Source organism: Gaiella sp. (genome assembly GCF_035558935.1).
GTDB lineage: Bacteria > Actinomycetota > Thermoleophilia > Gaiellales > Gaiellaceae > Gaiella.
In genome coordinates this window covers 19,770-45,561 of record NZ_DATMBZ010000029.1, presented here as the reverse complement: position 1 = coordinate 45,561, position 25,792 = coordinate 19,770, and the positions used below count along the sequence as shown (strand labels likewise).

Below are 25,792 nucleotides of genomic sequence, written 5' to 3'. Positions count from 1 at the left end.
CCGCTGCTCCCGCCACTAGATCTTCTAGCGCCGGCCGCGCTTCGCGCGGCTGGCGCCGGTGAGCTCCGGCGGCAGCGTCGGCATCTTGCCCTTCCCCATCGCCTTCATCATCTTCTCCATCTGCTTGCGCGCCTGAAGCAGACGGTTGACGTCCTCGATCGACGTCCCGCTCCCTGCCGCGATCCGTCGCCGGCGCGGCCCGTTGATGAGATGCGGCGTCCGCCGCTCGTGCGGGGTCATCGAGAGCACGATCGCCTCGATCCGTCCCATCTGGCTCTCGTCCACGTCGAGGCCCTCGAGCTGGCGGCCCATGCCGGGGACGAGCTTCATCACGCCCTTGAGCGGCCCCATCTTCTTCAGCATCCGCGTCGAGGCGAGGAAGTCGTCGAAGGTGAACTGCCCGGCGAGCAGGCGCTTCTCCATCTCCTCCTGCTCGTCCTGCTCGACCGCCTGCTCCGCCTTCTCGATCAGCGTCAGGACGTCGCCCATCCCGAGGATCCGCGATGCCATCCGGTCGGGGTGAAAGACCTCGAGCTGGTCGAGCTTCTCACCGACCGACGCGAACTTCACGGGCCGACCGGTGATCGCCTTGACCGAGAGCGCAGCGCCGCCGCGCGCGTCGCCGTCGAGCTTCGTCAGCACGACGCCGTCGAAGGCGATCCGATCCTGGAACGCGCGCGCGACCGACACTGCCTCCTGACCGGTCATCGCATCGAGCACGAGCAGCACGTTGAGCGGCTTGACGGCGTCGCGGACGTGCGCGAGCTCCTCCATCAGCGCCTCGTCGATCTGGAGACGACCCGCGGTGTCGACGATCACGACGTCGCAGCCGTCGGCGGTCGCGCGCTCGAGCCCCTCGCGGGCGGCGACGACGGCGTCGGTCGTGTCGGTGCGGTAGACGGGGACCTGCAGCTGCCGGCCGAGCTGCTCGAGCTGGTCGATCGCTGCGGGGCGCTGGAGGTCGGCAGCCACCAGACCGGGCGTCTTCTTCTCGTGCTTGCGCAGGTGCAGGGCGAGCTTGGCGGCGGCGGTCGTCTTGCCCGAGCCCTGGAGCCCGCACAGCAGGACGACCGTCGGCGGGCGCCCGAAAGCGAGCTTCGAGTCGGAGGAGCCCATCAGCTCCGTGAGCTCCTCGTGGACTATCTTGACGACCTGCTGGCCCGGCTCGAGCCCCTTCAGCACGTCCTGCCCGAGGGCGCGCTCGCGGACGGACGCGACGAAGTCCTTGACGACCTCGAAGTCGACGTCGGCCTCGAGCAGGGCGAGGCGAATCTCCCGCGTCGCGCGAGTGACGGTCTCCTCGTCGAGGCGCGAGCGACGTCCGAGGTCGCCCATGGCGTCCTGAAGGCGGTTGGCGAGTGCGTCGAACATCGCCCGGAAGCGTAGCCCCGCGCTCCGTCAGGGCGGTCACGCTGACCGGCGCCGGCTCGTGGAACGGATCCAACCGTCCTAGACTCCGGCCGTGGCCGAATGCGACCATTGCGGCGAGCACAACCTCGACTCCTCGCGCTTCTGCAGCGCATGCGGGACGGCGCTGCCGAGACGTGTCCACGAGGGGCTCGAGGTTCGCAAGACCGTCACGATCCTCTTCTGCGACGTCGTGGGCTCGACGTCGCTCGGCGAGGCGACCGACCCCGAGACGACGCGCCGTGTGATGGCGCGCTACGCCGAGTCGATGAGGGAGGTGATCGAGCACCACGGTGGGACGGTCGAACGCTTCCGGGGCGACGAGGTGATGGCCGTCTTCGGGATCCCGGTCGCGCACGAGGACGACGCGCTCCGCGCGGTGCGGGCGGCCACGGCGATGCAGCGTCGTCTCGCCCAGCTGAACGCGGAGCTCCGTGCGACATGGGGCGTCGAGCTCGCGTGCCGCATCGGCGTCAATACCGGTGAGGTCGTCGCGGGTGATCCCGGCACCGGCGAGACGTTCGTCACCGGGGACGCCGTGAATCTCGCCAAGCGACTCGAGCAAGCCGCGGAACCGGGAACGATCCTGATCGGGACGGCGACGTATCCGCTCGTCAAGGACGCCGTCACGGTGGGACCTCGCGAGCGGTTCAGCGCGAAGGGGAAGAGCGAGCCGGTAGCGCGGTTCCGCGTCGACGAGGTCGACGAGGACGCGGCGGGCTACGAACGGCGCCTCGACGCGCCGCTCGTCAACCGGGTGGACGAGCTCGCGACACTCCGCCCCCTCGTCAGCGATGCCTTCACCGAGCGCCGCTGCCGCATCGTCACGGTGCTCGGCCCTGCAGGGATCGGAAAGTCCCGGCTGGCGCGCGAGCTCGCGACAGAGCTCGGCGACGTCGCCGACGTCGCGACCGGACGCTGCCTTCCCTACGGCAGCGGGATCACCTTCTGGCCGCTACAGCAGCTCCTCGCCGATCTGGGCGGCGTCGCCGCGGCCGAGGCCGCGCTCGCCGGGACGCACGACGGGCCGGTCGTGCTCGAGCGGCTCCGTACGGTCACGACGGCGGACGACGGCGGAGCGCCGAGCACGGAGGTGTTCTGGGCCGTCAGGCGCTTCCTGGAGCGGATCTCGGAACGGCGGCCGCTGCTCGTCGTGTTCGAGGACCTCCACTGGGCCGAGCCGACGATGCTCGACCTCGTCGAGTATCTCGCGGCCTTCGCGTCGGGGCCGCTCGTGCTGCTCTGCATCGCCAGGCCGGAGCTGCTCGAGACGCGCCCGGGTCTCGCCTCGGCGATGCTCCAGCTCGAGCAGCTCTCCGAGACCGAGACGGCGGAGCTCGTCGAGGCGCTCGGTGTGGGCGACGCCGAGTTGCAGCAGCGCATCACCTCGACCTCGGAGGGAAACCCGCTCTTCGCCGAGCAGCTGGCGGCGATGACGGCCGATGCCGGGCCCAGCGACGCGATCGAGCTCCCTGCTTCCATCCATGCACTGCTGGCCGCCAGGATCGACAGCCTCGAGGCCGCCGAGCGGAGGACGCTCGAGCGGGCCTCGATCGTCGGCAAGGAGTTCTGGCCGCGCGCCCTCGTCGGCCTTTCGTCGCGCGCGGACGAGCCGTTCGTGACCAACCGCCTGCTCAGCCTCGTGCGCAAGGGGCTCGTGCAGCCGTCACGCGCGGAGGTACCGGGGGAGGACGCGTACCGTTTTCGACATTCGCTGATCTGCGACGAGACGTACGCCGGAATCCCGAAGGCGGTGCGCGCAGAGCTCCACGAGCGCTTCGCCCGCTGGCTCCAGGAGCAGGGCCGCGAAGGCAGAGGCCTGGGCGAGCACGACGAGATCATCGGATACCACCTCGAGCAGGCGTACCGCTGCCGCACGGACTTAGTCCCTCATGGCGACGAGACCCGTGCGCTGGCGCTCGAGGCCGGTGGCCTCCTCGCCGACGCGGGCCGGCGCGCACTCGCGCGGGAGGATGTGCCCGCCGCGGTCGTGATGTTCGAGCGCGCGCTTGCACTGCTGCCGGAGGACGACCGGGGGCGGAGCGAGCTCCTCACCGAGCTCGGGAGCGCGGCGATGCGTGCCGGAGAGTGGGATCGGGCCCGGACGCTGCTGGACGACGCGATCAGCTCTGCGAAGCGCGACGGCGACCGGAGGTCGGAGCTTCGGGCGCTCATCGAGTTGCAGTGGCAGCGCTCCTATACGGAGCCGGAGGGCGCCGCCGACGATGACCGGCGGGTGGCCGAGGCCGCCATCCCGGAACTGGAGCAGCTCGGCGACCATCTCGGGCTCGCCAAGGCATGGTGGCTCCTCAGCGAGTCGCACCTGATCGCGGGTCGGTGGGCGGCGCGTACCGACGCTCTCGAGCGCGCGATCGTCGATGCGCGGCAGCTGCAGAACGAAGGACAGCTGCGTGTGCTCGAGGCGCTCTATGCACAGGCGTTGTACTACGGGCCGACACCGGTGCCCGACGCCGTGCGGAAGTGCATCGAGCTCCTCGCCGAGGCGCCCGGCGCGCCAACGTTCGAGGCGGGAATCGGTACGACGCTCGCCGGGCTTCGAGCAATGGAAGGCCGCTTCGAAGAGGCGCGGGAGCTGTATGCCGACTCCGTCGCCGTGTACGAGGACTTCGGCCTCCGCTTCCGCCGCGCTGCCCGCGCGATCCTCGGCGCGCAGATCGAGACGTTTGCAGGCGATCTCCCCGCAGCGGAGCAGGAGCTTCGGACGGGGTACTCGATGCTCGAGGAGATGGGCGAGACGGGCGTCCGCTCGACACTGGCGAGTCTCCTCGCCGACGTCCTCGCTCTTCAGGGAAACGACGTCGAGGCACAGCGATTCGTCGAGATCACGAGGGCCACGGCTGCCGACTCGGACGTCATGCCGCAGGTGCTCTGGCGTCGTGCCCTCGCCCGAACGACCATGCGGCGCGCTGACACGATCGAGGCGGAGCGGCTTGCTCGGGAGGCCGTCGCACTCGCCGACGCGACCGACTCCCTCGACCTCCGGGCCGGCACCCTCGTAGCGCTCGGCGAGGTGCTGGCGGAGGCCGGCAGGAACGAGGAGGCTGCCGCGAGCGTCGACGAGGCGCGTGCGCTCTACGCGCTGAAGGGCAACGTCGCGGCGGTCGAGGCCGCCGAGACGGCCCTCAGCTCGATGACGTGAGCTTCCTTTCGAGGCGACAGCGTCGTACGATCACCACCCGGCCCAGAGAGAGGTGGAGAGATGTCCGACGATCAGCTGTATCTGTACGAAGGCAGCGCCCGCGAGTTCCTTCGTGAACAGTCGTCCGCGGAGGAGATCACGCTCGAGCACGGCCTGCGGCACGCATACGCGAAAGCCACACAGAATCGGCAAGGACCGTTCCGGCTTCGCGTAGTGGACATCATCATCGAGGGCGACAACCCGCCCAGCGACTACAAGGTGCGCGTGGTCGACCACCCGTAGACGGCGAGGACCGCTCCGCGCGGGACGTCGTCTGTGCGCTGCTGTGCGGCGCTCCTAGAGCGCCGCACCCGCGTACGTGCCCGGGAGCGAAACCGCGCCCATGCGCTCGATCGTGTCCATCTCGACCGCGAACAGGTTGTGCAGCTGCGCGGTCTCGATCGTCGGGCGCGACAGGTAGCCACGCATCTGGAGCGCCGACACGAACCTGTCGTTGAACGCCTGGAAGGCCTGCTCGGTGCGCCAGATCTCCGTCACCTGGATGCCGTCGTCGCTCTGCCCCGCGAGGTGCAGGATCGCTCCGATCGGCGGGTTGGCGTCGAGGTCGAGCGTGGCGACGACCTCGTCGTAGAGCTGCGGGCTCAGGCCCGGGTACCGCGCGGAAACCGTGACGGCCATGTCGCTCGATCCTCCTCTTCCCCCTCGACCCAGTTGTCGAACTTGCGCTGAGCCTACCCCGGAAGGGGGATGACACGCAATCCCCCAGCCGGTTATGCGCGCGTTGCCCGAGCTCAGGCGACGAGCGCGCGCGCGTAGTCGCGTGCGTCGAACGGGCGGAGGTCGTCGACGCCCTCCCCGACGCCCACCAGCTTGACGGGCAAGCCGAGCTCGTGGGCGATCGCGATCGCGACGCCGCCCTTGGCCGACCCGTCGAGCTTCGTCAGCACCACACCGGTGACGCCCGCGGCTTCGGAGAACAGCCGCGCCTGCTGGAGACCGTTCTGGCCGGTCGTGGCGTCGACGACGAGCAAGGTCTCATGGGGCGCACCGTCCAGGCGGCCCGCGATCACCCGGCGGATCTTGGCAAGCTCCTCCATCAGGTTTCCCTGCGTGTGGAGCCGACCGGCGGTGTCGACGATGACGACGTCCGTGCCGCGGGCGCGGCCGGCCTCGAGCGCGTCGAACGCGACCGCGGCCGGGTCGGCGCCGCGCGAGCCGCCCACGAAGTCTGCGCCCGCCCGCTCGGCCCAGATCTCGAGCTGTTCCTCGGCGGCAGCGCGGAACGTGTCGGCCGCGCCGACGAGCACCGAGCGGCCGTGCTCGGAGAGCTTGCGCGCGAGCTTGCCGATCGTCGTCGTCTTCCCCGTCCCGTTGACGCCGACGACGAGCACGACCGTGGGCGCTTCGGCGGAGTGTGCGAGGAGCGGCGGCTCGCCGAACAGCGCTTCGACCTCCTCTGCGAGGGCTTCCCCGAGGTCGGTCAGCTCGCCGCGTGCCTCGAGACGCCGGATGAGCTCTGCGGTGGCCGGGATGCCGACGTCGGCCCGGATGAGCGCCACCTCGAGCCGCTCCCACGCGTCCTCCTCGTTCGGATCGAACGACGCCCCGAGCTCCGCGACGAGCGCGCGCCTGCTCTTCCCGAGGGAGTCGCGCAGGCGAGAGAAGAAGCCGCTCCGCTCCTCCGCCTCGCGCGCCCCGTCCTCGCCGTCCCCGAGCAGCTCCGCCCACGTCCTCGACATGGCGCTCCTAGGCGCGCAGCGCGACGAAGCCCGCGGCGCTGAAGTCGTCGTCGAAGGTCAACACGTTGCTGATGCGCTGTGACCGCATCAATGCGAAGCTCGTCGCGTCCACGAACGAGTAGGCGCGCTCGTCGTGGCGTCTCAGCCAGCGCAGTGCCTGCGTCTCCAGCTCGTGGTCGACGGCCAGGACGCCGAGTTGCCGGGTCCGGTCGAGCATGTCGAGGAAGCCTACGGCGACCCGGTGCCCGTAGCGGCGGTTCAGGAAGGTCCACGTCTCGCCCCGGACGTGGTTCGACGTGACGAGCCCCGACGTTCCATGGGTTCCGAGCAGCTCGACCGCCTCGCCGTGGTGCGAGTCCCGCGCCGCGATCCCGGCGACGAAGACAGACGTGTCGACGAAGATCACTTCGGGCGCGCGCCGTAGACGACGTCGTCCACCGACTCCGAATCTCCCTCCGCGCCCTCGGCGATACCGATCAGACCCCAGAGCGCGTCGTCCTCGATCGGCGGCAGCGGCCGCAGGCGCTCGCCCACGTACCGCCGGATGAGTGCGGCCTTGGAGGTGCCTTCCTGTCGGGCCTGGACGGCGAGAGCGTCGTCGAGCTCTTCCTCGATCATGATCTGGAGTCGCTTCATCCCCTTGAGCTTACATCGTTGAAGTGACGCATACATCACGCGGTCGGCCGACAGCGTCCCGCCGGACGGCCGGCAGCGCTTCCCGCTCAGGCCGTCGCGGCGGCGTGCTGCTCGCGCGGGAGGCGGCGCGAGACGATCTGCGAGACGCCGTCGCCGCCCATGGTGACGCCGTAGAGGACGTCCGCGGCCTCCATCGTCCGCTTCTGATGCGTGATCACGACGAACTGCGCGCGGTCCGCGTATCGGCGCAGGAGCTCGACGAAGCGGGCGATGTTCGTATCGTCGAGTGCGGCCTCGACCTCGTCGAGGAGGTAGAAGGGGCACGGCTTCGCAAGGAACAGTGCGAAGAGGAACGAGATCGCACCGAGCGCCTTCTCGCCTCCCGAGAGCAGCGTCAGCCGCGTGATCTTCTTCCCCGCGGGACGGAGCTCGACCTCGACGCCCGACTCGGCCTCCGCCCCGTCCTCCTCGCCCGGCTCGACGAGCCGCAGCCGCCCGTCGCCACCGGGGAACAGGGTCGCGGCGACCTCCTCGAAGTTCGCGGCCACCGCCGCGAACGTCTCGTCGAAGCGACGGTTGACCGTCTCGGTCAGCTCGTCCCGTAGTGTCGCGAGCTCCGCGAGCGAGGCTTCGAGATCGGCCCGCTGTGCCGAGAGCTCCTCGAGCCGCTCCTTCTCGGCCTCGTACTCCTCCTTCGCAAGCGGGTTGACCTTGCCGAGCGCCTCGCGACGGGACTCGAGGCGGGTCACCCGGGACGCGAGCTCGTCGCGATCGGCGCCGTCCCCGGCGGCGGCCTCGTCAGGCTCGGCCGCCGCACCGTCGGCGACGGCTTCGTCGAGCCGTCGATGAGCCTCCCGCGACTCGCCGTCGAGACGCGCGAGGTCGACCTCGACCGCCGTGAGGCGCTCGGACGCCTCGTCGAGCGACTGCCTGACCTCGACCTCGGCGGCGCCGAGCCGCCGTAGCTCTGCGCCGAGCTCGCCTGCGCGCGTGGCGCCCGCGTCGACCCGCGCTCGGACAGGAGCCTGGAACCGCGCTGCGAGCGCGGACGCGCGGTCGACGGACGCGCCGAGGGCAGTCGCGGTGGCGGCGAGCCGGCGCAGCAGGTCGACGTCGAGTCGGCTCCGGCGCGGCGCGCGCTCGACCAGCGCCGCATCGGCCACGCGGGCTTCGCCCGCGGCGGCGAGCGACGCGGCAGCAGCCTGGTCGGCCTCTGCGAGCGCGGACTCCGCGTCGCGTGCGAGCTCGTCGCGCGACCTCTCGCCGGTGGCGCCCACACCGACCGGAGCCCCGCCGAGCCGGGCGAGCACGACCTCGGACTCGGACGCGCGCCGGCCCGCGTCGGCGGCGTCCCGACGGGCCTCGGCCTCGAGCCCTGCAAGCCGCCGCAGCTCGTCACCGAGCTCACGGGAACGGCGGTCGGAGGCCGCCAGCCGGGCCTCGACGGGCGCCTGGGCACGGGAAATCGCCGCCGTCGCCCGAGCCGTCGCGTCGGAGAGCCCCTCGGCGACGGTCGCGAGTCGCCCAAGGAGCTCGGGATCGAGCGTCGCTCCGCGGAGATGCGCGACCTCCGCGTACGCCGCCTCGGCCTCTCCAGCGCGCGCCGACGCCTCGTCCGCCTCCCGTGCGGAGGTCTCCGCCCGCGCCGCGAGCTCGTCCGCCTCGTCCGCAAGTGCCCGCCGGCGGGCGTCGAGCTCGAGGAGCACCGCCTCGCCGGTCTCGCCCGCGAACCACATCTCGCCCCGGTCGGCGTCGTAGGCGTCACCCTGGCGCGTGACGGCCACGCCCGAGCGCACGCCGCTCAGCTCCTCCGGTTCGACCAGCCAGACGCCGTCGAGGAGACGCATCGCGTCCTCCGGGCCGCTGACCGACGAGACGAGCGGACGGGCACCCTGCCGCGGCGGCTCGCCGCTCGCGCGTCGTTCGCCGCCGATCACGACCGAGAGGCTGCCGAGTCCCCTCTCCCTCGCACGCGAGAGCAGCGCCAGAGCGTTCTCGGCGCCGTCGGCGAGGAGGGCCGACGCGCGCCACGCCAGCGCGGCCGCCACCGCCTGCTCGAGCCCCGGCTCGACCTCGAGCTGCGCGAGTGCCAGCCGCTCACCCTCCGACGCCAGCGTGCGCGCCGCAGGTGCCACTCCCTCCCTCTGAGCGAGCGAGCGCTCGAGCGCCGCCAGGCGTTCCCGAGCGGAGCGGGCGCGTTCGGCAAGGTCGTCGCGGTCGCCGGACGCGGCGCGGGCGAGCGCTCGTGCCTCGTTCGCCCGCTCCTCGAGCTCGGCGGGGCTCGGACCGCCGCTCCGCGCGTGCGCGCGGGCGACGTCGTGCTCGCCGCGCAGCCGTCGAGCGAGCTCGGTGGCGCGCTCGTGCCGGGCCTGCAGGCGCTCGCGTGCCGCTCCGAGCGCCACGAGCCTGCGGTTCGCGTCGCCGTGGCCGCCGGTGAGCTCGCTCATCCCGCGGTCGACCGCCTCGCGCTCGCGACGAACCTCTTCGAGACGCCGCTCGGCCTCGTCCGAGAGTGCCCGCTCGGCGGCCGCGAGCAGCGCCTGGGCGTGGCGCGCGCGCTCGGTCGCCTGTCCGCTGCGCGAAGCTGCGTCACGTGCGGTCGCGGCGGCGGCGCGTGATGCGTCCTCGAGCGCACGGTGCGCCTCGTCGGTCCTTGTCGCGGCCGCACGCTCGGCGTCGGCGAGATCCTCGTGGAGGCGCTCGCTCAGGCCGGCAGCGGACTCGCCGCGCACGGTGAGCCGCTCGCCGGCGCCCTGGAGCCGGTACAGCGCGCCGACGGCCGCCTCACGGGCACCCGCGGCATCGGAGAGCTCTACCTCGGCGCTCTCACGCTCGGCGAGCACGGACTGGAGTCTCTCCTGCGCCGAGCGGCGCGCGAGCGCGGCGGCGGTGCGACGCTCGTCGGCCTCCGCCCGGCGCGCGTCGAGGGCGGCGAGGTCGAGGCGGGCGACCCGCGCGCGCAAAGCCGCGATCTCCCCGGCGAGCTTCTCGGCACGCTCGGCCGCCGTCGCCTGCAGCGCCAGCGGCCGCAGGCGCTTGCGAACCTCCTCCTCCACGTCGCGAGCGCGTTCGGCCTGCGCCGCGACGCGGGCGAGCTTCAGCTCCGCGCGGTGGCGGCGTCGCTTGAACTTCCCGAGCCCCGCGGCCTCCTCGACGAGCGCGCGGCGATCCTCTGGCTTGGAGGCGAGCACGGCGTCGACCTTCCCCTGGCTCACGATCGAGTGCATCGAACCGCCCAGGCCGACGTCCGCGAGCAGCTCGACGAGGTCCGTGCGACGGACCGGCGTCCGGTTGACGAGGTACTGGCCCTCGCCCCCGCGCACGAGCCTTCGCGCGATCGCGATCTCGGAGTAGTCGAGCTCGGCCCCGAAGCCGCCGTCCTCGTTGTCGAATAGGAGCTCGACCTCGCAGTGGTCGGCGGAGGGACGTGTCGCGGAGCCGCCGAAGAGGACGTCGTCGGGCTTCTCCGCGCGCAGCTCGGACGGCGTCAGCGAGCCGGCCGCCCAGACGATCGCATCGGACACGTTCGACTTGCCGGAGCCGTTCGGGCCGACCACGACCGCGACCCCGGGCTCGAGCTTCACCTCGACCGGGTCCGGGAACGACTTGAAGCCGCGCAGCTTGATAGAGCGCAGGTGCACCGGGCCCGAACGCTAACTGCGGCGACGGACGGCGGATCCCACCGTCGAACGAGCTCTCAGGCGGCGGAGGGGTGCACGCCCAGGGCGGCGAGCGCCTCTGCGGCCGCTTCCTGCTCCGCGGCCTTCTTCGTCGAGCCGCTGCCCGTCCCCAGCCGCTCGCCGTCGATGAGCGCCGCGCACACGAACCGGCGCTCGTGCGGCGGGCCCTCGACGTCGAGCACCTCGTACTGCACCGCGCGACCCGTCCGGGCGAGAGCTTCCTGGAGCTCCGTTTTCGAGTCCACGTGGCCGGTGCTCGCGTACTCGATCCGCTCGTCGAACGCCTCGACGATCGCCGGCGCGACCCCGTCGTAGCCCGCCTCGAGGTAGACGGCGGCGATGGCCGCCTCGAGCAGGGCGGCGAGGACATTGCGGCTCAGCGAGATGCGGTGCAGCTCTGGGCTGGGAACGTCCTGAGCGCGGGCGACGAGCACCGCCCCGAGGTCGAGGTCGCGCGCGACGGCGGCGCAGCTCTGTCGGGAGACGACGTGCGCGCGGATCTTCGCCAGCCGACCCTCGGACGCGTCCGGGAAGCGGTCGAACAGCGCGCGCGCGATCGCGAGCTCGAGCACGGAGTCGCCGAGGAACTCCAGACGCTCGTACGAGGACGCGCGGTCGGGCGCCCACGACGTATGCGTGAAGACCTGCTCCCGGCGCTCGGGGGGAAGGGCGTCGATCAGGCGCGCGAGCGCCTGGCCCTCCCCCTCGCGCACGTCAGGAGTCTGCACTCACTGATGCTGTACGACGTAGTCGACGGCCTGGCCGACGGTCGTCAGCTTCTGGGCGTCCTCGTCCGGGATCTTGATCCCGAACTGGTCCTCCAGCTCCATGATCAGCTCGACGAGGTCGAGCGAGTCGGCGTTCAGATCCTCCTGGAACGCCGCGTCCTCCGAGATCGCGCTCTCGTCGGTGCCGAGCTTGTCGACGAGCGCCACCTTGACGCGCTCGTACACCTCATCGCGGGATAGGGCCACGGTTCGAACCTCGCTGTCGCACGGGTGGATTGAGTCGCACGACTCTAACAGGCAGCTGCGGCCGTTACTCCGCCGAATCGGCGCGGGTGGAGGGCAGCCGCTCCGCGAGGCGCTCTACGAGACGGTGCTCGACGCCGCGGGCCGCCATGCGGATCGCGTTCGCGATCGCGACGTGCGAGCTCGACCCGTGTGCGATCACGACGAGACCCTTTAGACCGAGGAGGTAGCCGCCGCCGTAGGTGTCCGGATCGAGGCGCGAGCGCAAGCCGCGCGCAGCCGGGCGGACGAGCAGGCCGCCGAGCCGGCCGGTGAGGGACGAGCGGATCTCGGTGCGGAGCGCCTCGAGCACGCTCCGGATCGTTCCCTCGAGAGTCTTGAGCGCGACGTTCCCCGTGAAACCGTCGCAGACCACGACGTCGGAGTCGCCATCCAACAGCGTGCGGCCCTCCGCGTTGCCCTCGAAGCGAAGCCCGTCCGCCTGCGCCAGGAGGGCGTGCGCGTCGAGCGTCAGCTGGTTGCCCTTCTCGGGCTCCTCGCCGATCGAAAGCAACCGCACAGACGGGTCGCGGACGTCGAGCATCTCCTGAGCGAAGACCGTCCCCATATGGGCGAACTGCAGGAGATGCTCGGGCCGGGCGTCCGCGTTCGCGCCGGCATCGATGAGCACCGTCGGGCCGCGCCGGCCGGGGATCACTATGGCGATCCCGGGACGGAGGACGCCGGGGAGCCGCCGGACATGGAGGAGCGACGCGGCGAGCATCGCTCCCGTGTTCCCGGCGGAGACGACCGCGTCGGCCTCGCCGTCGCCAACCGCGCGGACGGCGCGTGCCAGCGTCGAATCCGGCTTTGCCCGGACGGCTTCGGCCGGCTTCTCGTGCATCGCGATCAGGTCTCCGCAGGCAATCAGCTCGAGCCCGTGCGGGTCGAGGTCGGCCCGGCCGAAGAGGACCGGGGCGATCGTCTCGGAGGCGGCTGCGACGGCGCCCGCGAGGATCTCGCCGGGCGCGTGGTCGCCGCCCAGGGCGTCGACCGCGACGCGGGTCGCCATTGAGCTCGGCTCTACGGCGCGGGCGCCCGCAGCGGCCTGATCTCGCGCCCGCGGTACGTGTTGCACGTCGGACAGACGCGGTGCGCCTGCTTCGGCGAGCCGCAGTTCTCGCACGTCGAGACGCGCGGTGCGGAGATCGCGTGCTGCGCCCGGCGCTTGTCGCGGCGGGACTGCGAGGTCTTTCGCTTCGGGACGGCCATGAGCGGCCGGGAGTGTACCTGCTAGCCGAGCGCGAGAGCCCTTGTCGGCCCGACGGCCTCCAGGAAGCGGCGGTCGTGCGAGACGACGACGAGTGCGCCGTCCCAGCTCGCGAGCGCCTGTTCGAGCTGCTCGACCGCCTCGAGGTCGAGGTGGTTCGTCGGCTCGTCGAGGACGAGCAGATTGACGCCTGCCGCCTGCAGCTCCGCGAGGTGCGCCCTGGTGCGCTCGCCGGGCGAGAGCGTCTCGCACGGGCGCAGGACGTGCGCGGCGCCGAGGCCGAACTTCGCCAGCAGTGTCCGCGCGTCCACGGCGTGCATGCCGGCTCGACCTCTGAACGCGTCGAGCAGCGGCTCCGACGAAGAGTACGAGACTCGCTCCTGCCCGATCACGCCTGGGACGACGCCGCGACCGATCTGGAGGCTGCCGGCGGAGAGCCCCACTTCGCCGAGGAGTGCGCGGATCAGCGTCGTCTTCCCGCACCCGTTCGGCCCGGTGATCGCGAGCCGCTCGCCGGGCTGCAGCTCGAGGTCGAGCGGCCCCAGACGGAACGCACCGCGCTCGAGAACGGCGCCGGAGAGTCGGAGCACGGGCGAGGGTAGGCGTCCCGCGGCCCGGAGCTCGAGCCGGAGCTCCCACGGCTCGAACGGCTTCTCGGGGAGTGGATTCCGTTCGAGCAGCTTCTCTGTCTGCCGCACTTTCGTCCGCAGCGCATTCGTGCCGCGGCGGTCTGCCCCGCCGGACTTCTCGCCGAGCCCCGTGCCCTGCGACCGCGCCTCCGTCCGTCTCGTCGACAGAAGAGTCGCCAGCTCGCGGCGACGGCCCTGCACGTCGGCGAAGCGCGCATACGCAGCGCGGCGTGCCTCGTCCCGACGCGCGGCGTAGTCCGACCAACCGCCAGCCCACTCGACGATCGCGTGCGAGCGAGGGTCGATCTCGGCGATCCGCCGCACGGTCAGGTCGAGGAACGCACGGTCGTGGGACACGGCGACGATCGCGCCCCGGAAGCCGTCGACGAACTCCTCGAGCTGGGCGAGCCCGTCTGCGTCGAGGTCGTTCGTCGGCTCGTCGAGCAGGAGAAGGTCGGCCTGCGCGAGGAGGACTGCAGCGAGCGAGGCGCGCGCCGCCTCACCGCCAGACAGCCCATCGAACGGCCGGTCGAGGTCGACGCCGAGCCCGAGCCGAGCACACGTGGTGGCAGCCCGCGCGTCGAGATCCCCGCCTCCCAACGCCAGGAACCGGGTGAGCGCAGCGTCGTAGCGCGACGCGGCATCGACGCCACCGGCGGCGAGCGCCCTCGCCTCTCGCTCGACCGCCCGCTCTGCGGCCGCGACGCCGGTCAGGCGCGCGAGGCGGGCCTGCAGCGTCTCGCCCGGCCGGCGCTCCGGCTCCTGGGGAAGATGGGCAACCGTCGCGTGCGGCGGGTCGATCGCCGCGACACCCGAGTCCGGCGCCTCCTCTCCTGCGAGCAGGCGAAGGACCGTCGACTTGCCGACGCCGTTCGGCCCGACGAGACCGATGCGTGCGCCGGGGCCGATCTCGAGCGATGCCTGCTCGAGGACGACCTGCGCACCATGGGACTTCGAGACACCGGAAAGACGGGCTCGCACGACGGAAACCTCCTGACGGGACGTCGCAGCGCCTCCGTGGAGGGCTGCCGGGGCATGTGTCCGCGTTCAGTCCGTCATGGGCGAGCGCCGAAGCGCCCGCCCACCGTAGCAGCGCTATCCGTCCGTCTCCGTGCGGAGCGCCTCGAGCGCGGCCCAGCGGGGATCGACCGCCTCGTCATCATGGGTGTGCGGCTCGACGTTCAGGTCCTTGCCGCAGACCGGGCAGAGGCCCGCGCAATCGGGTCGGCAGAGGATCTGGTCGGGAACCGCGAACGCCACCTGGTCGCGCACCCACGCGTGGACGTCGAGCTCGCCGTCCGAGACGTACTCCGAGCGGAGCTCCTCGTCGGCTCCGGGGTCGCTGGCCTCGTACTCCTGCGCGTCGACGTCCACCCGGGCGACGGCCTCGGCGAGACAGCGCATGCACGGGCCCTCGAGCTGTGTCGAGACGTTCAGTCCGAACACGTCGCCCGTGGTCGCGCGCTGGACGACCAGCTCGGCGGGAGCCTCGGACGGGTTGGCCACGTACTGCTGGCCGCCGAAGACGAATGGCTCGAGCGTGACGGGGACGACCTCACGGTGCTCCTCACCGGGTCGGAGCCGAAGTCGTCTGACGGGGAAGCCGGCCATCCGCCCGAGGGTAGCGCCACGCGGTGAGTGCTCAGGCCGGCGTGCCGTCGAGGAACATCCGCAGCTGCGTCCGCACCTGGTCGAGCAGCTGGTCGCGCGGCGCGCCGTCGAGCGCAAGGGCAAGCGGGAGGGTCACGGCGGCGCGGCAGATCCAGCCGAGGCGGAGCGCTGACGCCATCGCCCGCGCGAGGTCCTCGCGCTCCTCGCGACCCGAGAATGGCTCGAAGTAGGCGTCGCGGAACGGCGTCGTGTCGACCGACCCCTCGACGTCGTCGAGGCCCCACGCGAGAAGGCCCTCGAGCGTGACGGACATCGTCGTGAAGGGATGCGAGACGCACGAGTCGCCCCAGTCGAACACGAGACTGCGATCCCCCGAGACGAACACCTGACCATCGTGGAGGTCGTTGTGCTGGATCGTCTCGGGGACTCCCAGCTCCGCGAGCTCCCGGCACATCGCTTCGACATCGGCCGCACGGTCGATCAGGCGATTGCGTTGCTCCGGCGAGAGACCCTCGGTCTCGCCGACGAGGCGCGAGTAGACCCGAGGGAGACTCGCGAGCCGGAGATCGGGCGTGCCGAGCGCGACCAGCTCCTCGGCCCGGGGCGCGGCGGCGAGCTGGAGCTCGGCGTAGAGCGGGAGGACGTCGAGCCACCGGTCGAGCCGGCGCTCCTCCGCGACGACCTCGCGCAGCCGCTCACCGCCGGCGCGCATGAGCATCCAGCCGCGCTCTGGCTCCACCCCGACGAGCTCGGGAACGAGGTCTGGACGCACTCGCGAGAGGATCTGGACGACGCTTGCCTCGTACCGGAGCAGCGGGGCGTTCGCCTTGAACCAGAGGTCGCCGGCCGAGGTCGGCACACGCATGGCCGTCGACCACGGGCGGACGTGCGGCTGCTCGATCGGGCCCGTCCGGCGGGCGCCCAGACCGCCGAGGCGTTGCTCGATCCACTCGTGCGCCTCGGCGAGCCAGGCGCGAGCCGTCCAGTCGACCACGGGAAGAAGGTAGTCGGGTCGCCGCCGCCTGTCAGCCGGCTGTCAGCGGAGCATGAAGGATCCGTAAACGGGGTGAAACTTCCGTAAGCAGGCGGTTCGGCGCCTGGGATCGCGGATATCTCCTGTCTCGTCTCTCCCATCGAGGAAAGGACGCGCGATGCGTACGACACGCAGGACCACAGTTGCCTGGACGCTCGCGGCCGCCGCGCTCGCGTCGCTCGCGACCGTCCTGGCGCTGCCGGGAGGCGGAGGAGCCGTCACCACGGCGACGCCGGACAACACGGCAGAGCCGCGGATCAGCGGCAGCGCCGTCGTCGGCTCGGAGCTGACGGCGAGCCAGGGGTCGTGGAACGGCTCGCCCACCAGCTTCGCGTATCAGTGGGTGCGCTGCCCGCGGGGCGGCGGCCTCCCGTCCGGAGGCGACTGCGCCGCGATCGGCGGAGCCACGACGACCAAGTACGTCGTCGCGACGGCCGACGTCGATCATCGCCTGCGAGTCAGGGTGACCGCGTCGAACGCGGACGGTTCGAGGACCGTCGCGTCGAACGCGACCGCGCTCGTCCGGGCAGCTGACGCCGGACGCCCGGTCAACGTGCAGGCTCCGACGCTGAGCGGGACTCCCGCGCAGGGGCAGACGATCCGCGTCAACCCCGGGACGTGGAACGGCCAGCAGCCGATCGCCTTCACGTTCAACTGGCTCCGCTGCGACACGGGAGGCAACAACTGCATCGTGCAGGCGGGCTTCCGCGACGACTCCTACGTGCTCCGCGAGGGTGACGTCGGCAAGACGATGAGGGCACGCGTCATCGCGCGGAACTCGCGGGGCGAAGCGACCAGGCTGACGGCGCAGAGCGGCGTCGTGCAGGGCCCGCAGGCGCCTCCGGGGCCTGCCGGCGTGATCACGCTGCCGAACGGCGAGAAGTCGATCCCGGTCACGAGCGTCCCGTCGAACGAGCGGCTCGTCGTCGACCAGGCGCAGTTCTCGCCGAGCCCCGTGCGGTCGCGCACGGAGCCGATCACCGTCCGCATCAAGGTGAAGGACACGCGCGGTTACGTCGTCCGTGACGCGCTGGTGTTCTTGCGCTCCACGCCGCTCGTGACCCGGAACGCCCAGGACCAGAAGACGGGGCAGGACGGCTGGCTCCAGCTCACGGTCACTCCGGAACAGGACTTTCCGGAGATCCGGCCCGCGTACGCGGTGCAGTTCTTCGTCAAGGCCTGGCGCCAGGGCGATCCCGTGCTGGCCGGCGTCGCCGGCTACCGGCTCGTCCAGGTTCCGATGGGCTGACGGACGAACGGACGGGGATCCGCCGGAGGGCGGATCCCCGCCGACTCGATCCTCCGGACGCGAGGCGGAGCCTCGCGTCCTACTGGTAGCTCTCGACCTCCGGCACCGCCCCGTCGCGATCGATCGGGCCGATGCCGGCGACGACCGTCTCCTGTGAGCGCTCGTGGAGCCGCTCGCGGCCTCGCCGGACGGCGCCGAGGAACTTGTCGAGGTTGACCTCGAGCGTCGAGAGGATCCCGTCGGCCCAGTCCTCCATCTCGAGACGCGTCTCGCGTGCGTCGCGCCGCGCCTCTTCGACGATGTCCTGTGACTGGCGCTCGGCCAGCTTGACGATCTCCGTCTGCGACGCTTCGCGCATCGCCTGCTCGCGGGCCTCGCCGATCAGGCGGTCGCATTCGCGCTTCGCCTCCGCGAGCATCTCCTGGCGCTCCTTCACGATCCACCGGGCCTGCTTGATCTCCTCGGGGATCGTCGCGCGCATCTGGTCGAGAATGTCGTAGATCTCCTCGCGGTCGATGCGGACCTGGTCGGTCAGCGGCACCGCCTTCGCGTTGTGCACGAGATCGTCGAGCTTGTCGATGAGTACGAGGACGTCCATGCCCCGGATGGTACTTGTGGTGCCGGATTGCGTGTGTGCGGCCGAGGTACGACCGCAGTGCCGCATCGTCGTGCCGCTCGCACGGTTACCGACCGTTGCGGCGGGAGGCCGGACAGCGGGGGCGATGGCGGAACGCGAACGGAGGGCCGGTGGGGGAACCATGGCTCCCCCCGCGCCTGGCTAGTCCTGAGGACTGAGAGGCGCACCCGGGCGGCCGTTCGGGTAGAGCTCGCGGAAGCGCTCGGCGACTGCGGGGGTGACGAGGCTCTCGACCCTGCCGCCGAACGACGCGATCTCCTTGACGCCGCTCGAGGAGACGAAGGCGTACTCGGGGCTCGACATGACGTACATCGTCTCGACCTCGGGCGCGAGCAGGTGGTTGAGCCGGTTCATCTGGAACTCCCACTCGAAGTCGGCGATCACGCGGAGGCCCTTCACCATCGTCCTGGCGCCGTGCTTGCGCGCAAAGTCGACGACGAGCTGGCTGAAGACGTCGACGACGACGTTCCCGACGTCGGCGAGCGCGTCCTCGAGGAAGGCGACGCGCTCCTCGACGGTGAACAGCGTCTGCTTGTGGTGCGGGTCGCGGACGACGCCGATGACGACCCGGTCGAAGATCGCGGCTGCGCGCTTGATCACGTCGACGTGCCCGAGCGTGACGGGGTCGAAGGTCCCCGGATTGATGGCGACGATGGGCTCGCGGTCGGTCATGGGTCGAAGAGGGTGAGACGGGCGGAACCGTACCGCCGCGTCGTCCGGAGGGACAAGGGGAGCGTCGGCTGGATCGCGGCGTCCGTCTCGACGACGACGACGGCCGCGTCGGCGAGCACGGGCGCGAGCAGCCGGCCGAGCCGTTCCTCGACGTCGGCCCAGCGCCCGTAGGGCGGGTCGAGGAGGACGAGCTCGTGGCGGCGTGCGGCCGACGCCTCGTCCCTCAGCACGGCGAGCGCGTCGCGCTGCACCACGAGGCCGCCGGTGAGCCCGAGGCTCGCGAGATTCGCCCGGATGACCCGGCAGGCGGCGGCGTCGGTCTCGGCGAACAGGCACCGGCGCGCACCGCGCGACAGGGCCTCGAGTCCGAGCGCGCCCGAGCCCGCGTAGAGGTCGAGCACCGACGCGCCGTCGACGGGGCCGAGCAGGTTGAAGAGCGCCTCGCGCACGCGATCCCCCGTCGGCCGCGTGTGCGCGCCCTTCGGTGCCGCGATCCTGCGCCCCCCGTGCGTGCCGGCGATGATCCGCATGCCGCTACGACTCGCCGACGTGCTCCGCCTCACCGAGGAGCCGCTCGACCGCCGCGTCGAGGAGTGTCTCGCCGTCGAGCGTCACGGCAAGCTCGCGGGCGCGCTCGAGCAGGTCGCGGTCGGCGCGCAGACTGGTGAAGCGGAGGTCCGTCAGCCCCGACTGGCGGGCGCCGACGAGCTGGCCTTCGCCGCGGATCTCGAGGTCGCGCTCGGCGAGCTCGAACCCGTCGGTCGTCGAGACCATCGCCTCGAGGCGCTCGACCGCAGTCTCCGAGAGCTCGTCGCGATGCCGCGAGACGAGCAGGCAGTACGACTGCTCCGCGCCGCGCCCGACGCGCCCGCGCAGCTGGTGCAGCTGGGCGAGGCCGAAGCGGTCGGCCTCCTGAACGATCATGATCGTCGCGTTGGGCACGTCGACTCCGACCTCGATCACGGTCGTCGCGACCAGCACGTCGAGCTCCCCGTCCTTGAACGCCGCCATCGTCGCCCGCCGCTCCGCCGTCTTGAGCCGGCCGTGGACGCAGCCGACGCGGTAGCCGGAGAGCTCATGGGCGCGCAGCCGCGCCGCCTCGTCCTCTGCTGCCCGGGCGAGGGTCGTCTCCGACCCCTCGACGAGCGGGCAGACGACGTAGGCCTGCCGACCGTCGTCGAGGTGCGTTCGCAGGCGCGCGTAGGCCTCGGGGCTTCGTTCCTCGGTCACCCATGCGGTCTTGATCGGCTTTCGGTTCGCGGGCGGGGCCGCAATCTCCGAGACGGCGAGGTCGCCGTACACCGTCAGCGCCAGCGTGCGCGGGATCGGCGTCGCGGTCATGTGCAGCACGTGCGGGCTGCGTCCCTCGGCGAGGGCGGCCCGCTGTTCCACGCCGAAGCGATGCTGCTCGTCGACGACCGCGACGGCAAGGTCGGAGAACTCCACCTCGCGCTGGATGAGCGCGTGGGTCCCGACGGCGATGCCGACGTCGCCCGATGCGACGAGTTGGTGGGCGGCGCGCCGCTCGCGCGCCGTGAGGCTCGACGTGAGCAGAGCAACCCGGACGCCGAGCTCCGTGCAGAGCGCCTCGATCGTCAGGAAATGCTGCTCGGCGAGCGTCTCCGTCGGCGCCATCAGCGCGCCCTGGCGGCCTCCCTCGACCGCCCGCAGCAGCGTGTAGAGCGCGACTGCCGTCTTCCCCGAGCCGACGTCTCCCTGCAGGAGGCGCTGCATCGGCGTCGAGCGGGCGAGATCGGCGTCGATCTCGGCGATCGCCGTGTCCTGCGCGTCGGTGAGGACGAACGGCAATGCATCGCGGTAGCGGACGACGAGCTCAGCCGGCGGCGGCAGCGGCTCGGCCACGAGCACCTCGCGTTCGGTCGCGCGGCGGCGAAGCGCGAGCTGGAGCGTCAGGAGCTCGTCGAGCGCGAGGCGGCGGCGTGCCCGCTCGGCCTCGTCATCGGAGCGCGGCCGGTGGAGGCGGACGACGGCATCGGCGCGCAACGGCCACGACTCGGCGGTGCGGACGGCGGCCGGAAGCGGCTCGCCGCCGTCCCGCGCGAACGCGAGCGCCGCCTCCGTGATCGAGCGCAGCGTCTTCTGCGCGAGGTCGGCCGTGGACGGGTAGACCGGTGCGAAGTCGGCCGTCTCGGCAGCCTCACCGATGTCGTAGGAGGAGACCTGAAACCCGTAGCGGCTCGGCTTGCCCCGGAGCCGCAGGCGCGTACCGTGCACGAGCCTCGCCTCGAGCCAGGGCTGGTTGAACCACGTCGCGCGGATGTCGCCGGTCGCGTCGGCGACATGGGCGGTGAGGATGTGGAGGCGGCCGCGGCGCCGGGCCGACGCGCGGCGCACCGTCACGTCGAGCACGGCCTCGTCGTCCCCGAAGAGCTCCGAGATCGTCCGCTCCTCGGCCGCCGACTCGTAGCGCCGAGGCCGGTGGGCGAGGACGTCGCCCACCGTCGCGATCCCGAGGCGCGCGAGCTTCCGTCGCAACCCCGGGCCGACCCCGGGCAGCGTCTCGACCGGCTGCTCGAGCAGCGTCGGACGGGGAATCGAGCGCGTCCGGGGCAGGCGCTCGGGCTGGTCCAGCCCTGCAAAGCCGGCTCGCGGCCGGGTGCGTGGCGTCGCGGAAGGCACCGGGACCGAGTCTACGACCCGGAGCCGGACGTGCCCCCCGCCGCGCCGGAGGCGAGCGGGAGACGCACGACGGCGACCGCTCCCCCGGCGGGCGCGTCCTCCAAGTGGATCGTCCCGCCGTCGAGCTCGACGAGCCGACGGCTGATCGCGAGCCCGAGGCCGGAGCCCGGAGTCGTGCGCTTGCGCCAGAAGCGCTCGAACGCATGGAGCTTCTCTTCGTCGGAGAGCCCCGGCCCGTCGTCCCGGACGCGGAGCTCGCCGTACGCGCCCGTCGCAGCGGTCGACACCTCGACCTCGCCACCCGGGCCGACCGCCTCGAACGCGTTCGAAAGGAGGTTGTCGAGCACCTGCTCGACCCGGTCGCGGCCCGCGCGCACGACCGGCGTCGAGGACGAGCCGAACCGGAGCCCGAGGCCGCGCTCTTCGGCGAGGGCAGCCCAGGCGTCCACCCGGTCTCGCACGACGGCCGCGAGGTCGACGTCGCCCGGCGGGCGGGTGACGTGGTCCGCGCGCGCGATCGCGAGCAGCCCGTCGACGAGATCCGACAGCCGCTCGACCTCGGCCGTCGCTGCGGCGAGGCTCGCCTCGCCCTCCGACCCGACGTCGCGCTCGAGGTTCTCGAGCCGCAGCCGGAGCCCGGTCAGCGGCGTCCGGAGCTGGTGGGAGGCGTCCGCGACGAAAGCCTCCTGGGCGGAGAGCAGCTCCTCGAGCCGGCCCACCATCGTGTTGAACGCCGTCGCGACCGACCGGACCTCGTGCGGCCCCTCGACGGGAGCACGAATGGTGAGGTCACCTGCCCCGGCGCGCCCGGCCGCGGACTCGAGCTTCGTCAGCGGCCGCGTGGCCCAACGCGCGAGCAGCACGCCCACGACGGCAGCGGCGGCCAGCGCGCTCAGGGAGATCGCGCTCAGCACGAGCCAGAAGCGCCGGACACGGCGGTCGGCCTCGGATGTCGGATACGTCACCCGCACGGCGCCGTGCACCCGTCCGCTCGACGCCACCGGCACGGCGACGTAGAGCAGGTCCGTGCCGAGCGTCCGCGAGGGACGGGTGCCGACCGAGATGCGTCCGTCGAGCGCCGCGGCGATCTCGGGCCTCGAGCGAAAGCTCCGCCCCACACCTCCCTCCGAGTCGACGACCGCGACGCCGTTCCGACGGACGACCACGACGCGGCCGCCCGTGCGCGCCTCGTACGCACGGGCGACGCGCGCACCGCTCGCGATCACGGCCGGGTCGGCGCGCTCGAGCCCGTCTTCCACGATGGACGACAGCGCCTGGGCATCCCGCTCCACTTTCGACTCGAGGTCGCGTCGCTCCGAGCGCGCGTTCGCGATTCCGAGGGGAACGACCAGAGCGGCGAGCACGACCGTGGTCATGCCCACCGCGGCGACGAGCAGTCTCGCGGTCACGCGCGGATGCGAAGCCCGACGCCGCGCACGGTCTGGACGACGTCCGGGTCGCCCAGCTTGCGTCGGAGCGAGGCGACGTGCACGTCCACCGTCTTGCCCGCTCCGAGCCAGCTCCCGCCCCACACCTCCTGGAGCAGACGCTGCTTCGACACCACGGCGCCGTCGGCGCCCACGAGCGCGACGAGGACGTCGTACTCCTTGGGCGTCAGCTCGACACGGCGGCCGTCGACGGCGACGCTGCGGGCGCGCGTGTCGATCTCGACCGGCCCGGCGACGAGTCGCGTGCTCCCTTCGCGGCGCGTCGTGCGCCGTGTGACGGCACGGATCCTGGCGACGAGCTCGCGGACGCCGAACGGCTTGACCACGTAGTCGTCCGCTCCGAGCTCGAGCCCCACGACCCGGTCGATCTCCTCTCCCTTCGCCGTGACCATGATGATCGGCACGTCCGACCGCGAGCGGAGCTCCCGGCACACGGTGAACCCGTCGACGTCGGGCAGCCGTACGTCGAGCAGGACGACCTCCGCGTCCGCCCCATGAGCGAGCCCTTCCTCGCCGGTGGCGACGCGCGTCACGTCGAACCCCTCCCGGCGCAGCCCCTCGGCGAGCGGCTCGGCGATCGCGTCCTCGTCCTCGACGATCAGCACGCGCATGCGCGAATCGTAGGGACGCCGGGCGGTCGTCCCCAGGAGCCTTGGCCTCTGTCTGGCGTTTCCTGGCCATCCCTTTGCCCGGCGCCGGAACGCGTCGCCGTACCGTCGGGATCAGCCGAGATCGAACGACGGAGGTGAAACCGTGAAGCGCCGACACGCACTGCTCACGAGCCTGCTCCTGGGACTGGCCGTCGTCGCCGGCGCGCTCGCCCTGACGCGCACGATGGCGCTCGGCCAGCACGCCTCGGCCGGCGACGCGCAGATCGCACGCCGCGCCGCACAGCTCGACCGCGCGGAGGCCCAGGTCCGGCGGCTCCGCGCGGAACGCCCTCCGGCCCTGCCGGCCGCCCCGGCCGCGCAGTCGGCGCCGCGCGTCGTCGTCGTCCGCGCGTCGCAGTCGCACGGCGAGCCGTACGAGCACGAGGGCGACGAGCACGAGGACGGCGGCCACGATGACTAGCTTCCTGGGCCGCGTCTACGTCGTCGCAGGGTCGCTGCTCGCCTTCTTCGTCCTCTGGGCCGGGATCGCCGCCCGTCCCTGGTCGTCGGCCGCCTCCACGTCCGACCCCCGCGTGGCGGCGCTCGACCGCCGGGAGGCGCGCGTCCGGCTGGAGGCCGCCGCTGCGCAGACCGCCGCGGCGCAGCGCTGGGCCACGTATCGCGCGAAGGTCGCCGCCCGCGCCGCGGCGACCGCCGCGGCTCCGCCGCCCGTTCGCATCGTCACGGTCCCCGCGATCACCTCGACGAGGACCTCCTGATGCTGCGACATGCCTTCCGGGCGATGGGAACGGACGTCGAGCTGCTCCTCGACGCGCAGCCCGGCCCCCCGGCGCGCGACCTGCTGCGGTGTTGCGAGGCGGAGGTCGAGCGGCTCGAGCGGCTGCTCTCCCGGTTTCGCGAGGGCTCGGAGCTCTCGCAGCTCAACCGCCGCGGCGCGATGCGGTGCGGCCCGGACCTCGTGCGGGTCGTCGAGCTCGCGCTGGAGGCGCGCGAGCGCACATCGGGACTGTTCGACCCGACGGTGCACGATGCAGTCGTCGCCGCAGGCTACGACCGCTCGTTCGAGCTGCTCGGCGACGTCGCCACCGACGGGCGTCCGCGGCGCTGCGGCGGTCGAGTCCAGGTGGAGGGGGACGTCGTCTCGCTGGGCGACGGCGTGAGACTCGACCTCGGCGGGATCGCGAAGGGCTACACCGCAGACCGTGTGGCGGAGCGACTCGCGACGGCAGGCCCGTGCCTCGTCAACCTCGGCGGCGACCTCACCGTCCGCTCCGGCCGCTGGCCGGTCGCCGTGACCGACGACCTGACGCTCGAGCTGACGGCGGGCGCGCTCGCGACGAGTGGGCGCGACCGCCGCCGCTGGCGGCGGCGCGGAGTGGAGGCGCACCACCTGATCGACCCGACGACGGGCTTGCCCGCGAGAATCGACGTCGTTCGCGCGACCGTCTTCGCGGCCACGGCGGCCGAGGCGGAGGCGCTCGCAACGGCGGCGTTCCTCGGAGCCGAGCTGGACGTCCCACGTGTCCTCGTCCTGGCGGACGGCCGCACGATCGTCGCCGGAGGGCTCGCGTGAGACACGACCCGACGTTCTGGATCCTCGCCCGCGCGTCGGGGCTGACGGCCTACCTCCTCGTCACCGCCTCGATGCTCGCAGGGCTCGTCCTGAAGTCGCGACCTCTCGGGAAGGCCCTTCGTCCGGCCGCCGTGACGGACGTCCACCGGACGCTCGCCCTCGCGGCGCTCGGGATGACGAGCCTCCACGGCGTCGCGCTCGTGCTCGACAGCACGGTGGCGATCGGCCCGCTCGCGCTCGTGGTTCCGGGGCTCGTCCCCTACCGGCCGGTCTGGACCGGCCTCGGTGTCGCGAGCGCCGAGCTGCTCGCCGTCCTGATCGCGTCGTTCTCGGTGCGGAAGCGGATCGGCACGCGCGCCTGGCGGCGCCTGCACTGGGCGAGCTACGGCCTGTTCGCGGCGGCCACCCTGCACGGCCTCGCCGCCGGGAGCGACAGCGGTGCGCCGTGGGCGATCGCGCTCTACGCCGGCGCTCTCGGAACGGTCGCCGTCGCCACGGTGTTCCGCGCCCTCTACCGGCCGAGTCCGGCGCGCGGCCGGTCGCCGGCCAAAGTGCCGTCGGCCGTATCCTCGACGTCGTGAGAGGCGCCCGCGGCATCTGGGTCTTCCTCGTCCTGGCCGGGGTGGCGGCCGTCGTGGTCGCGAACGTCGCGCTGCTCGGGCTCGCCTCGGAGCGCCACGACCCCGTCGGCCGTCTCCAGCCGGTGACGACCCTCGACCTCGGACCGGCGACGGGCACCGTCCCCGGAGTGACCACGACCGATACCGGCACGCAGACGGAGCCCGACGACCACGGTCACGGATCCGGCCACGACGGGCGGGACGACTGACCCCGACCCGCGGCCGGG

Annotated in this window: 27 protein-coding genes; 8 read left to right on the top strand and 19 right to left on the bottom strand. The window is 72.4% G+C overall.

The genetic code is table 11. The annotated features are described in order from the left end of the window. Nucleotides 1–24 precede the first annotated feature (24 nt). Nucleotides 25–1,371 (bottom strand): signal recognition particle protein, encoded by a 1,347-nt coding sequence (gene ffh, locus VNM44_RS03330; RefSeq protein WP_325622593.1) that lies wholly within the window; start codon nt 1,369–1,371, stop codon nt 25–27. A gap of 91 nt (nt 1,372–1,462) precedes the next feature. Between ffh and VNM44_RS03325 the strand changes: the two genes are divergently transcribed. Further along, nucleotides 1,463–4,567, top strand: coding sequence for an adenylate/guanylate cyclase domain-containing protein (locus VNM44_RS03325; RefSeq protein ID WP_325622591.1), 3,105 nt, complete (start codon nt 1,463–1,465; stop codon nt 4,565–4,567). A gap of 60 nt (nt 4,568–4,627) precedes the next feature. After that, nucleotides 4,628–4,849: a hypothetical protein gene (locus tag VNM44_RS03320; RefSeq protein WP_325622589.1), complete on the top strand. Its 222-nt coding sequence runs from the start codon at nt 4,628–4,630 to the stop codon at nt 4,847–4,849. Between the two features lie 54 nt (nt 4,850–4,903). Here the strand turns inward: VNM44_RS03320 and VNM44_RS03315 are convergent, their stop codons facing one another. From VNM44_RS03315 to VNM44_RS03260, 12 genes are all read right to left on the bottom strand, one after another. Then, nucleotides 4,904–5,245 (bottom strand): hypothetical protein, encoded by a 342-nt coding sequence (locus VNM44_RS03315; protein WP_325622587.1) that lies wholly within the window; start codon nt 5,243–5,245, stop codon nt 4,904–4,906. A 113-nt stretch (nt 5,246–5,358) separates the two neighbouring features. Beyond that, nucleotides 5,359–6,306, bottom strand: a complete 948-nt coding sequence (gene ftsY / locus VNM44_RS03310; protein ID WP_325622585.1) for a signal recognition particle-docking protein FtsY — start codon at nt 6,304–6,306, stop codon at nt 5,359–5,361. 7 nt (nt 6,307–6,313) lie between these two features. Further along, nucleotides 6,314–6,712 (bottom strand): type II toxin-antitoxin system VapC family toxin, encoded by a 399-nt coding sequence (locus VNM44_RS03305; protein WP_325622583.1) that lies wholly within the window; start codon nt 6,710–6,712, stop codon nt 6,314–6,316. Next, nucleotides 6,709–6,942 carry a CopG family transcriptional regulator gene (locus VNM44_RS03300; protein WP_325622581.1) on the bottom strand — a complete coding sequence of 78 codons (234 nt, stop codon included), beginning with the start codon at nt 6,940–6,942 and terminating at the stop codon, nt 6,709–6,711. Before VNM44_RS03300 ends, VNM44_RS03305 begins: the two co-directional genes overlap by 4 nt. An 86-nt stretch (nt 6,943–7,028) precedes the next feature. Beyond that, nucleotides 7,029–10,583, bottom strand: a complete 3,555-nt coding sequence (gene smc / locus VNM44_RS03295) for a chromosome segregation protein SMC (RefSeq protein ID WP_325622579.1) — start codon at nt 10,581–10,583, stop codon at nt 7,029–7,031. A gap of 56 nt (nt 10,584–10,639) precedes the next feature. Continuing rightward, nucleotides 10,640–11,335, bottom strand: coding sequence for a ribonuclease III (gene rnc, locus VNM44_RS03290; RefSeq protein WP_325622577.1), 696 nt, complete (start codon nt 11,333–11,335; stop codon nt 10,640–10,642). A 15-nt stretch (nt 11,336–11,350) separates the two neighbouring features. Continuing rightward, nucleotides 11,351–11,596, bottom strand: a complete 246-nt coding sequence (gene acpP, locus VNM44_RS03285; RefSeq protein WP_325622575.1) for an acyl carrier protein — start codon at nt 11,594–11,596, stop codon at nt 11,351–11,353. 64 nt (nt 11,597–11,660) lie between these two features. Continuing rightward, a complete protein-coding gene (gene plsX / locus VNM44_RS03280; RefSeq protein ID WP_325622573.1) occupies nt 11,661–12,644 on the bottom strand; it encodes a phosphate acyltransferase PlsX in 984 nt (327 codons plus the stop codon). 11 nt (nt 12,645–12,655) lie between these two features. Continuing rightward, the gene (rpmF, locus tag VNM44_RS03275) at nt 12,656–12,844 is read right to left on the bottom strand and encodes a 50S ribosomal protein L32 (RefSeq protein WP_325622571.1); all 189 of its coding nucleotides are present in this window, start codon (nt 12,842–12,844) and stop codon (nt 12,656–12,658) included. Nucleotides 12,845–12,865: 21 nt separating this feature from the next. Continuing rightward, a complete protein-coding gene (locus VNM44_RS03270) occupies nt 12,866–14,452 on the bottom strand; it encodes an ABC-F family ATP-binding cassette domain-containing protein (protein ID WP_325622569.1) in 1,587 nt (528 codons plus the stop codon). A gap of 114 nt (nt 14,453–14,566) precedes the next feature. Beyond that, nucleotides 14,567–15,082: a DUF177 domain-containing protein gene (locus VNM44_RS03265; RefSeq protein WP_325622567.1), complete on the bottom strand. Its 516-nt coding sequence runs from the start codon at nt 15,080–15,082 to the stop codon at nt 14,567–14,569. A gap of 31 nt (nt 15,083–15,113) precedes the next feature. Further along, entirely contained in the window at nt 15,114–16,076 is a 963-nt protein-coding gene (locus VNM44_RS03260) for a phosphotransferase (protein WP_325622565.1), read from the bottom strand. Nucleotides 16,077–16,233: 157 nt separating this feature from the next. Between VNM44_RS03260 and VNM44_RS03255 the strand changes: the two genes are divergently transcribed. Next, nucleotides 16,234–17,364 (top strand): hypothetical protein, encoded by a 1,131-nt coding sequence (locus VNM44_RS03255; protein WP_325622563.1) that lies wholly within the window; start codon nt 16,234–16,236, stop codon nt 17,362–17,364. A gap of 79 nt (nt 17,365–17,443) precedes the next feature. Here the strand turns inward: VNM44_RS03255 and VNM44_RS03250 are convergent, their stop codons facing one another. The 6 genes from VNM44_RS03250 to VNM44_RS03225 form a co-directional block, all read right to left on the bottom strand. Further along, a complete protein-coding gene (locus VNM44_RS03250; protein WP_325622561.1) occupies nt 17,444–17,962 on the bottom strand; it encodes a hypothetical protein in 519 nt (172 codons plus the stop codon). 180 nt (nt 17,963–18,142) lie between these two features. After that, nucleotides 18,143–18,673, bottom strand: a complete 531-nt coding sequence (gene coaD, locus VNM44_RS03245) for a pantetheine-phosphate adenylyltransferase (protein ID WP_325622559.1) — start codon at nt 18,671–18,673, stop codon at nt 18,143–18,145. Further along, on the bottom strand, nt 18,670–19,203 hold the full coding sequence (rsmD, locus tag VNM44_RS03240; protein ID WP_325622557.1) for a 16S rRNA (guanine(966)-N(2))-methyltransferase RsmD: 534 nt from the start codon (nt 19,201–19,203) through the stop codon (nt 18,670–18,672). The genes coaD and rsmD overlap by 4 nt, the downstream gene beginning before the upstream one ends. 4 nt (nt 19,204–19,207) lie before the next feature. Continuing rightward, the gene (gene recG / locus VNM44_RS03235) at nt 19,208–21,313 is read right to left on the bottom strand and encodes an ATP-dependent DNA helicase RecG (RefSeq protein ID WP_325622555.1); all 2,106 of its coding nucleotides are present in this window, start codon (nt 21,311–21,313) and stop codon (nt 19,208–19,210) included. A gap of 11 nt (nt 21,314–21,324) precedes the next feature. Continuing rightward, the gene (locus tag VNM44_RS03230; protein ID WP_325622553.1) at nt 21,325–22,722 is read right to left on the bottom strand and encodes a HAMP domain-containing sensor histidine kinase; all 1,398 of its coding nucleotides are present in this window, start codon (nt 22,720–22,722) and stop codon (nt 21,325–21,327) included. Beyond that, nucleotides 22,719–23,372: a response regulator transcription factor gene (locus VNM44_RS03225; protein WP_325622551.1), complete on the bottom strand. Its 654-nt coding sequence runs from the start codon at nt 23,370–23,372 to the stop codon at nt 22,719–22,721. Before VNM44_RS03225 ends, VNM44_RS03230 begins: the two co-directional genes overlap by 4 nt. Before the next feature lie 142 nt (nt 23,373–23,514). On the opposite strand from VNM44_RS03225, the gene VNM44_RS03220 reads away from it, so the two are divergent. Genes VNM44_RS03220 through VNM44_RS03200 form a run of 5 tightly spaced genes read left to right on the top strand, consistent with a single transcriptional unit; the run spans nt 23,515 to nt 25,774 of the window. Continuing rightward, a complete protein-coding gene (locus tag VNM44_RS03220) occupies nt 23,515–23,832 on the top strand; it encodes a hypothetical protein (RefSeq protein WP_325622549.1) in 318 nt (105 codons plus the stop codon). After that, nucleotides 23,825–24,130: a hypothetical protein gene (locus VNM44_RS03215; RefSeq protein ID WP_325622547.1), complete on the top strand. Its 306-nt coding sequence runs from the start codon at nt 23,825–23,827 to the stop codon at nt 24,128–24,130. Before VNM44_RS03220 ends, VNM44_RS03215 begins: the two co-directional genes overlap by 8 nt. After that, complete coding sequence (locus VNM44_RS03210) at nt 24,130–24,945, top strand: FAD:protein FMN transferase (RefSeq protein ID WP_325622545.1); 816 nt, start codon at nt 24,130–24,132, stop codon at nt 24,943–24,945. Before VNM44_RS03215 ends, VNM44_RS03210 begins: the two co-directional genes overlap by 1 nt. Continuing rightward, entirely contained in the window at nt 24,942–25,526 is a 585-nt protein-coding gene (locus VNM44_RS03205) for a hypothetical protein (protein WP_325622543.1), read from the top strand. The genes VNM44_RS03210 and VNM44_RS03205 overlap by 4 nt, the downstream gene beginning before the upstream one ends. After that, nucleotides 25,523–25,774 (top strand): hypothetical protein, encoded by a 252-nt coding sequence (locus tag VNM44_RS03200; protein WP_325622541.1) that lies wholly within the window; start codon nt 25,523–25,525, stop codon nt 25,772–25,774. Before VNM44_RS03205 ends, VNM44_RS03200 begins: the two co-directional genes overlap by 4 nt. Nucleotides 25,775–25,792 lie beyond the last annotated feature (18 nt).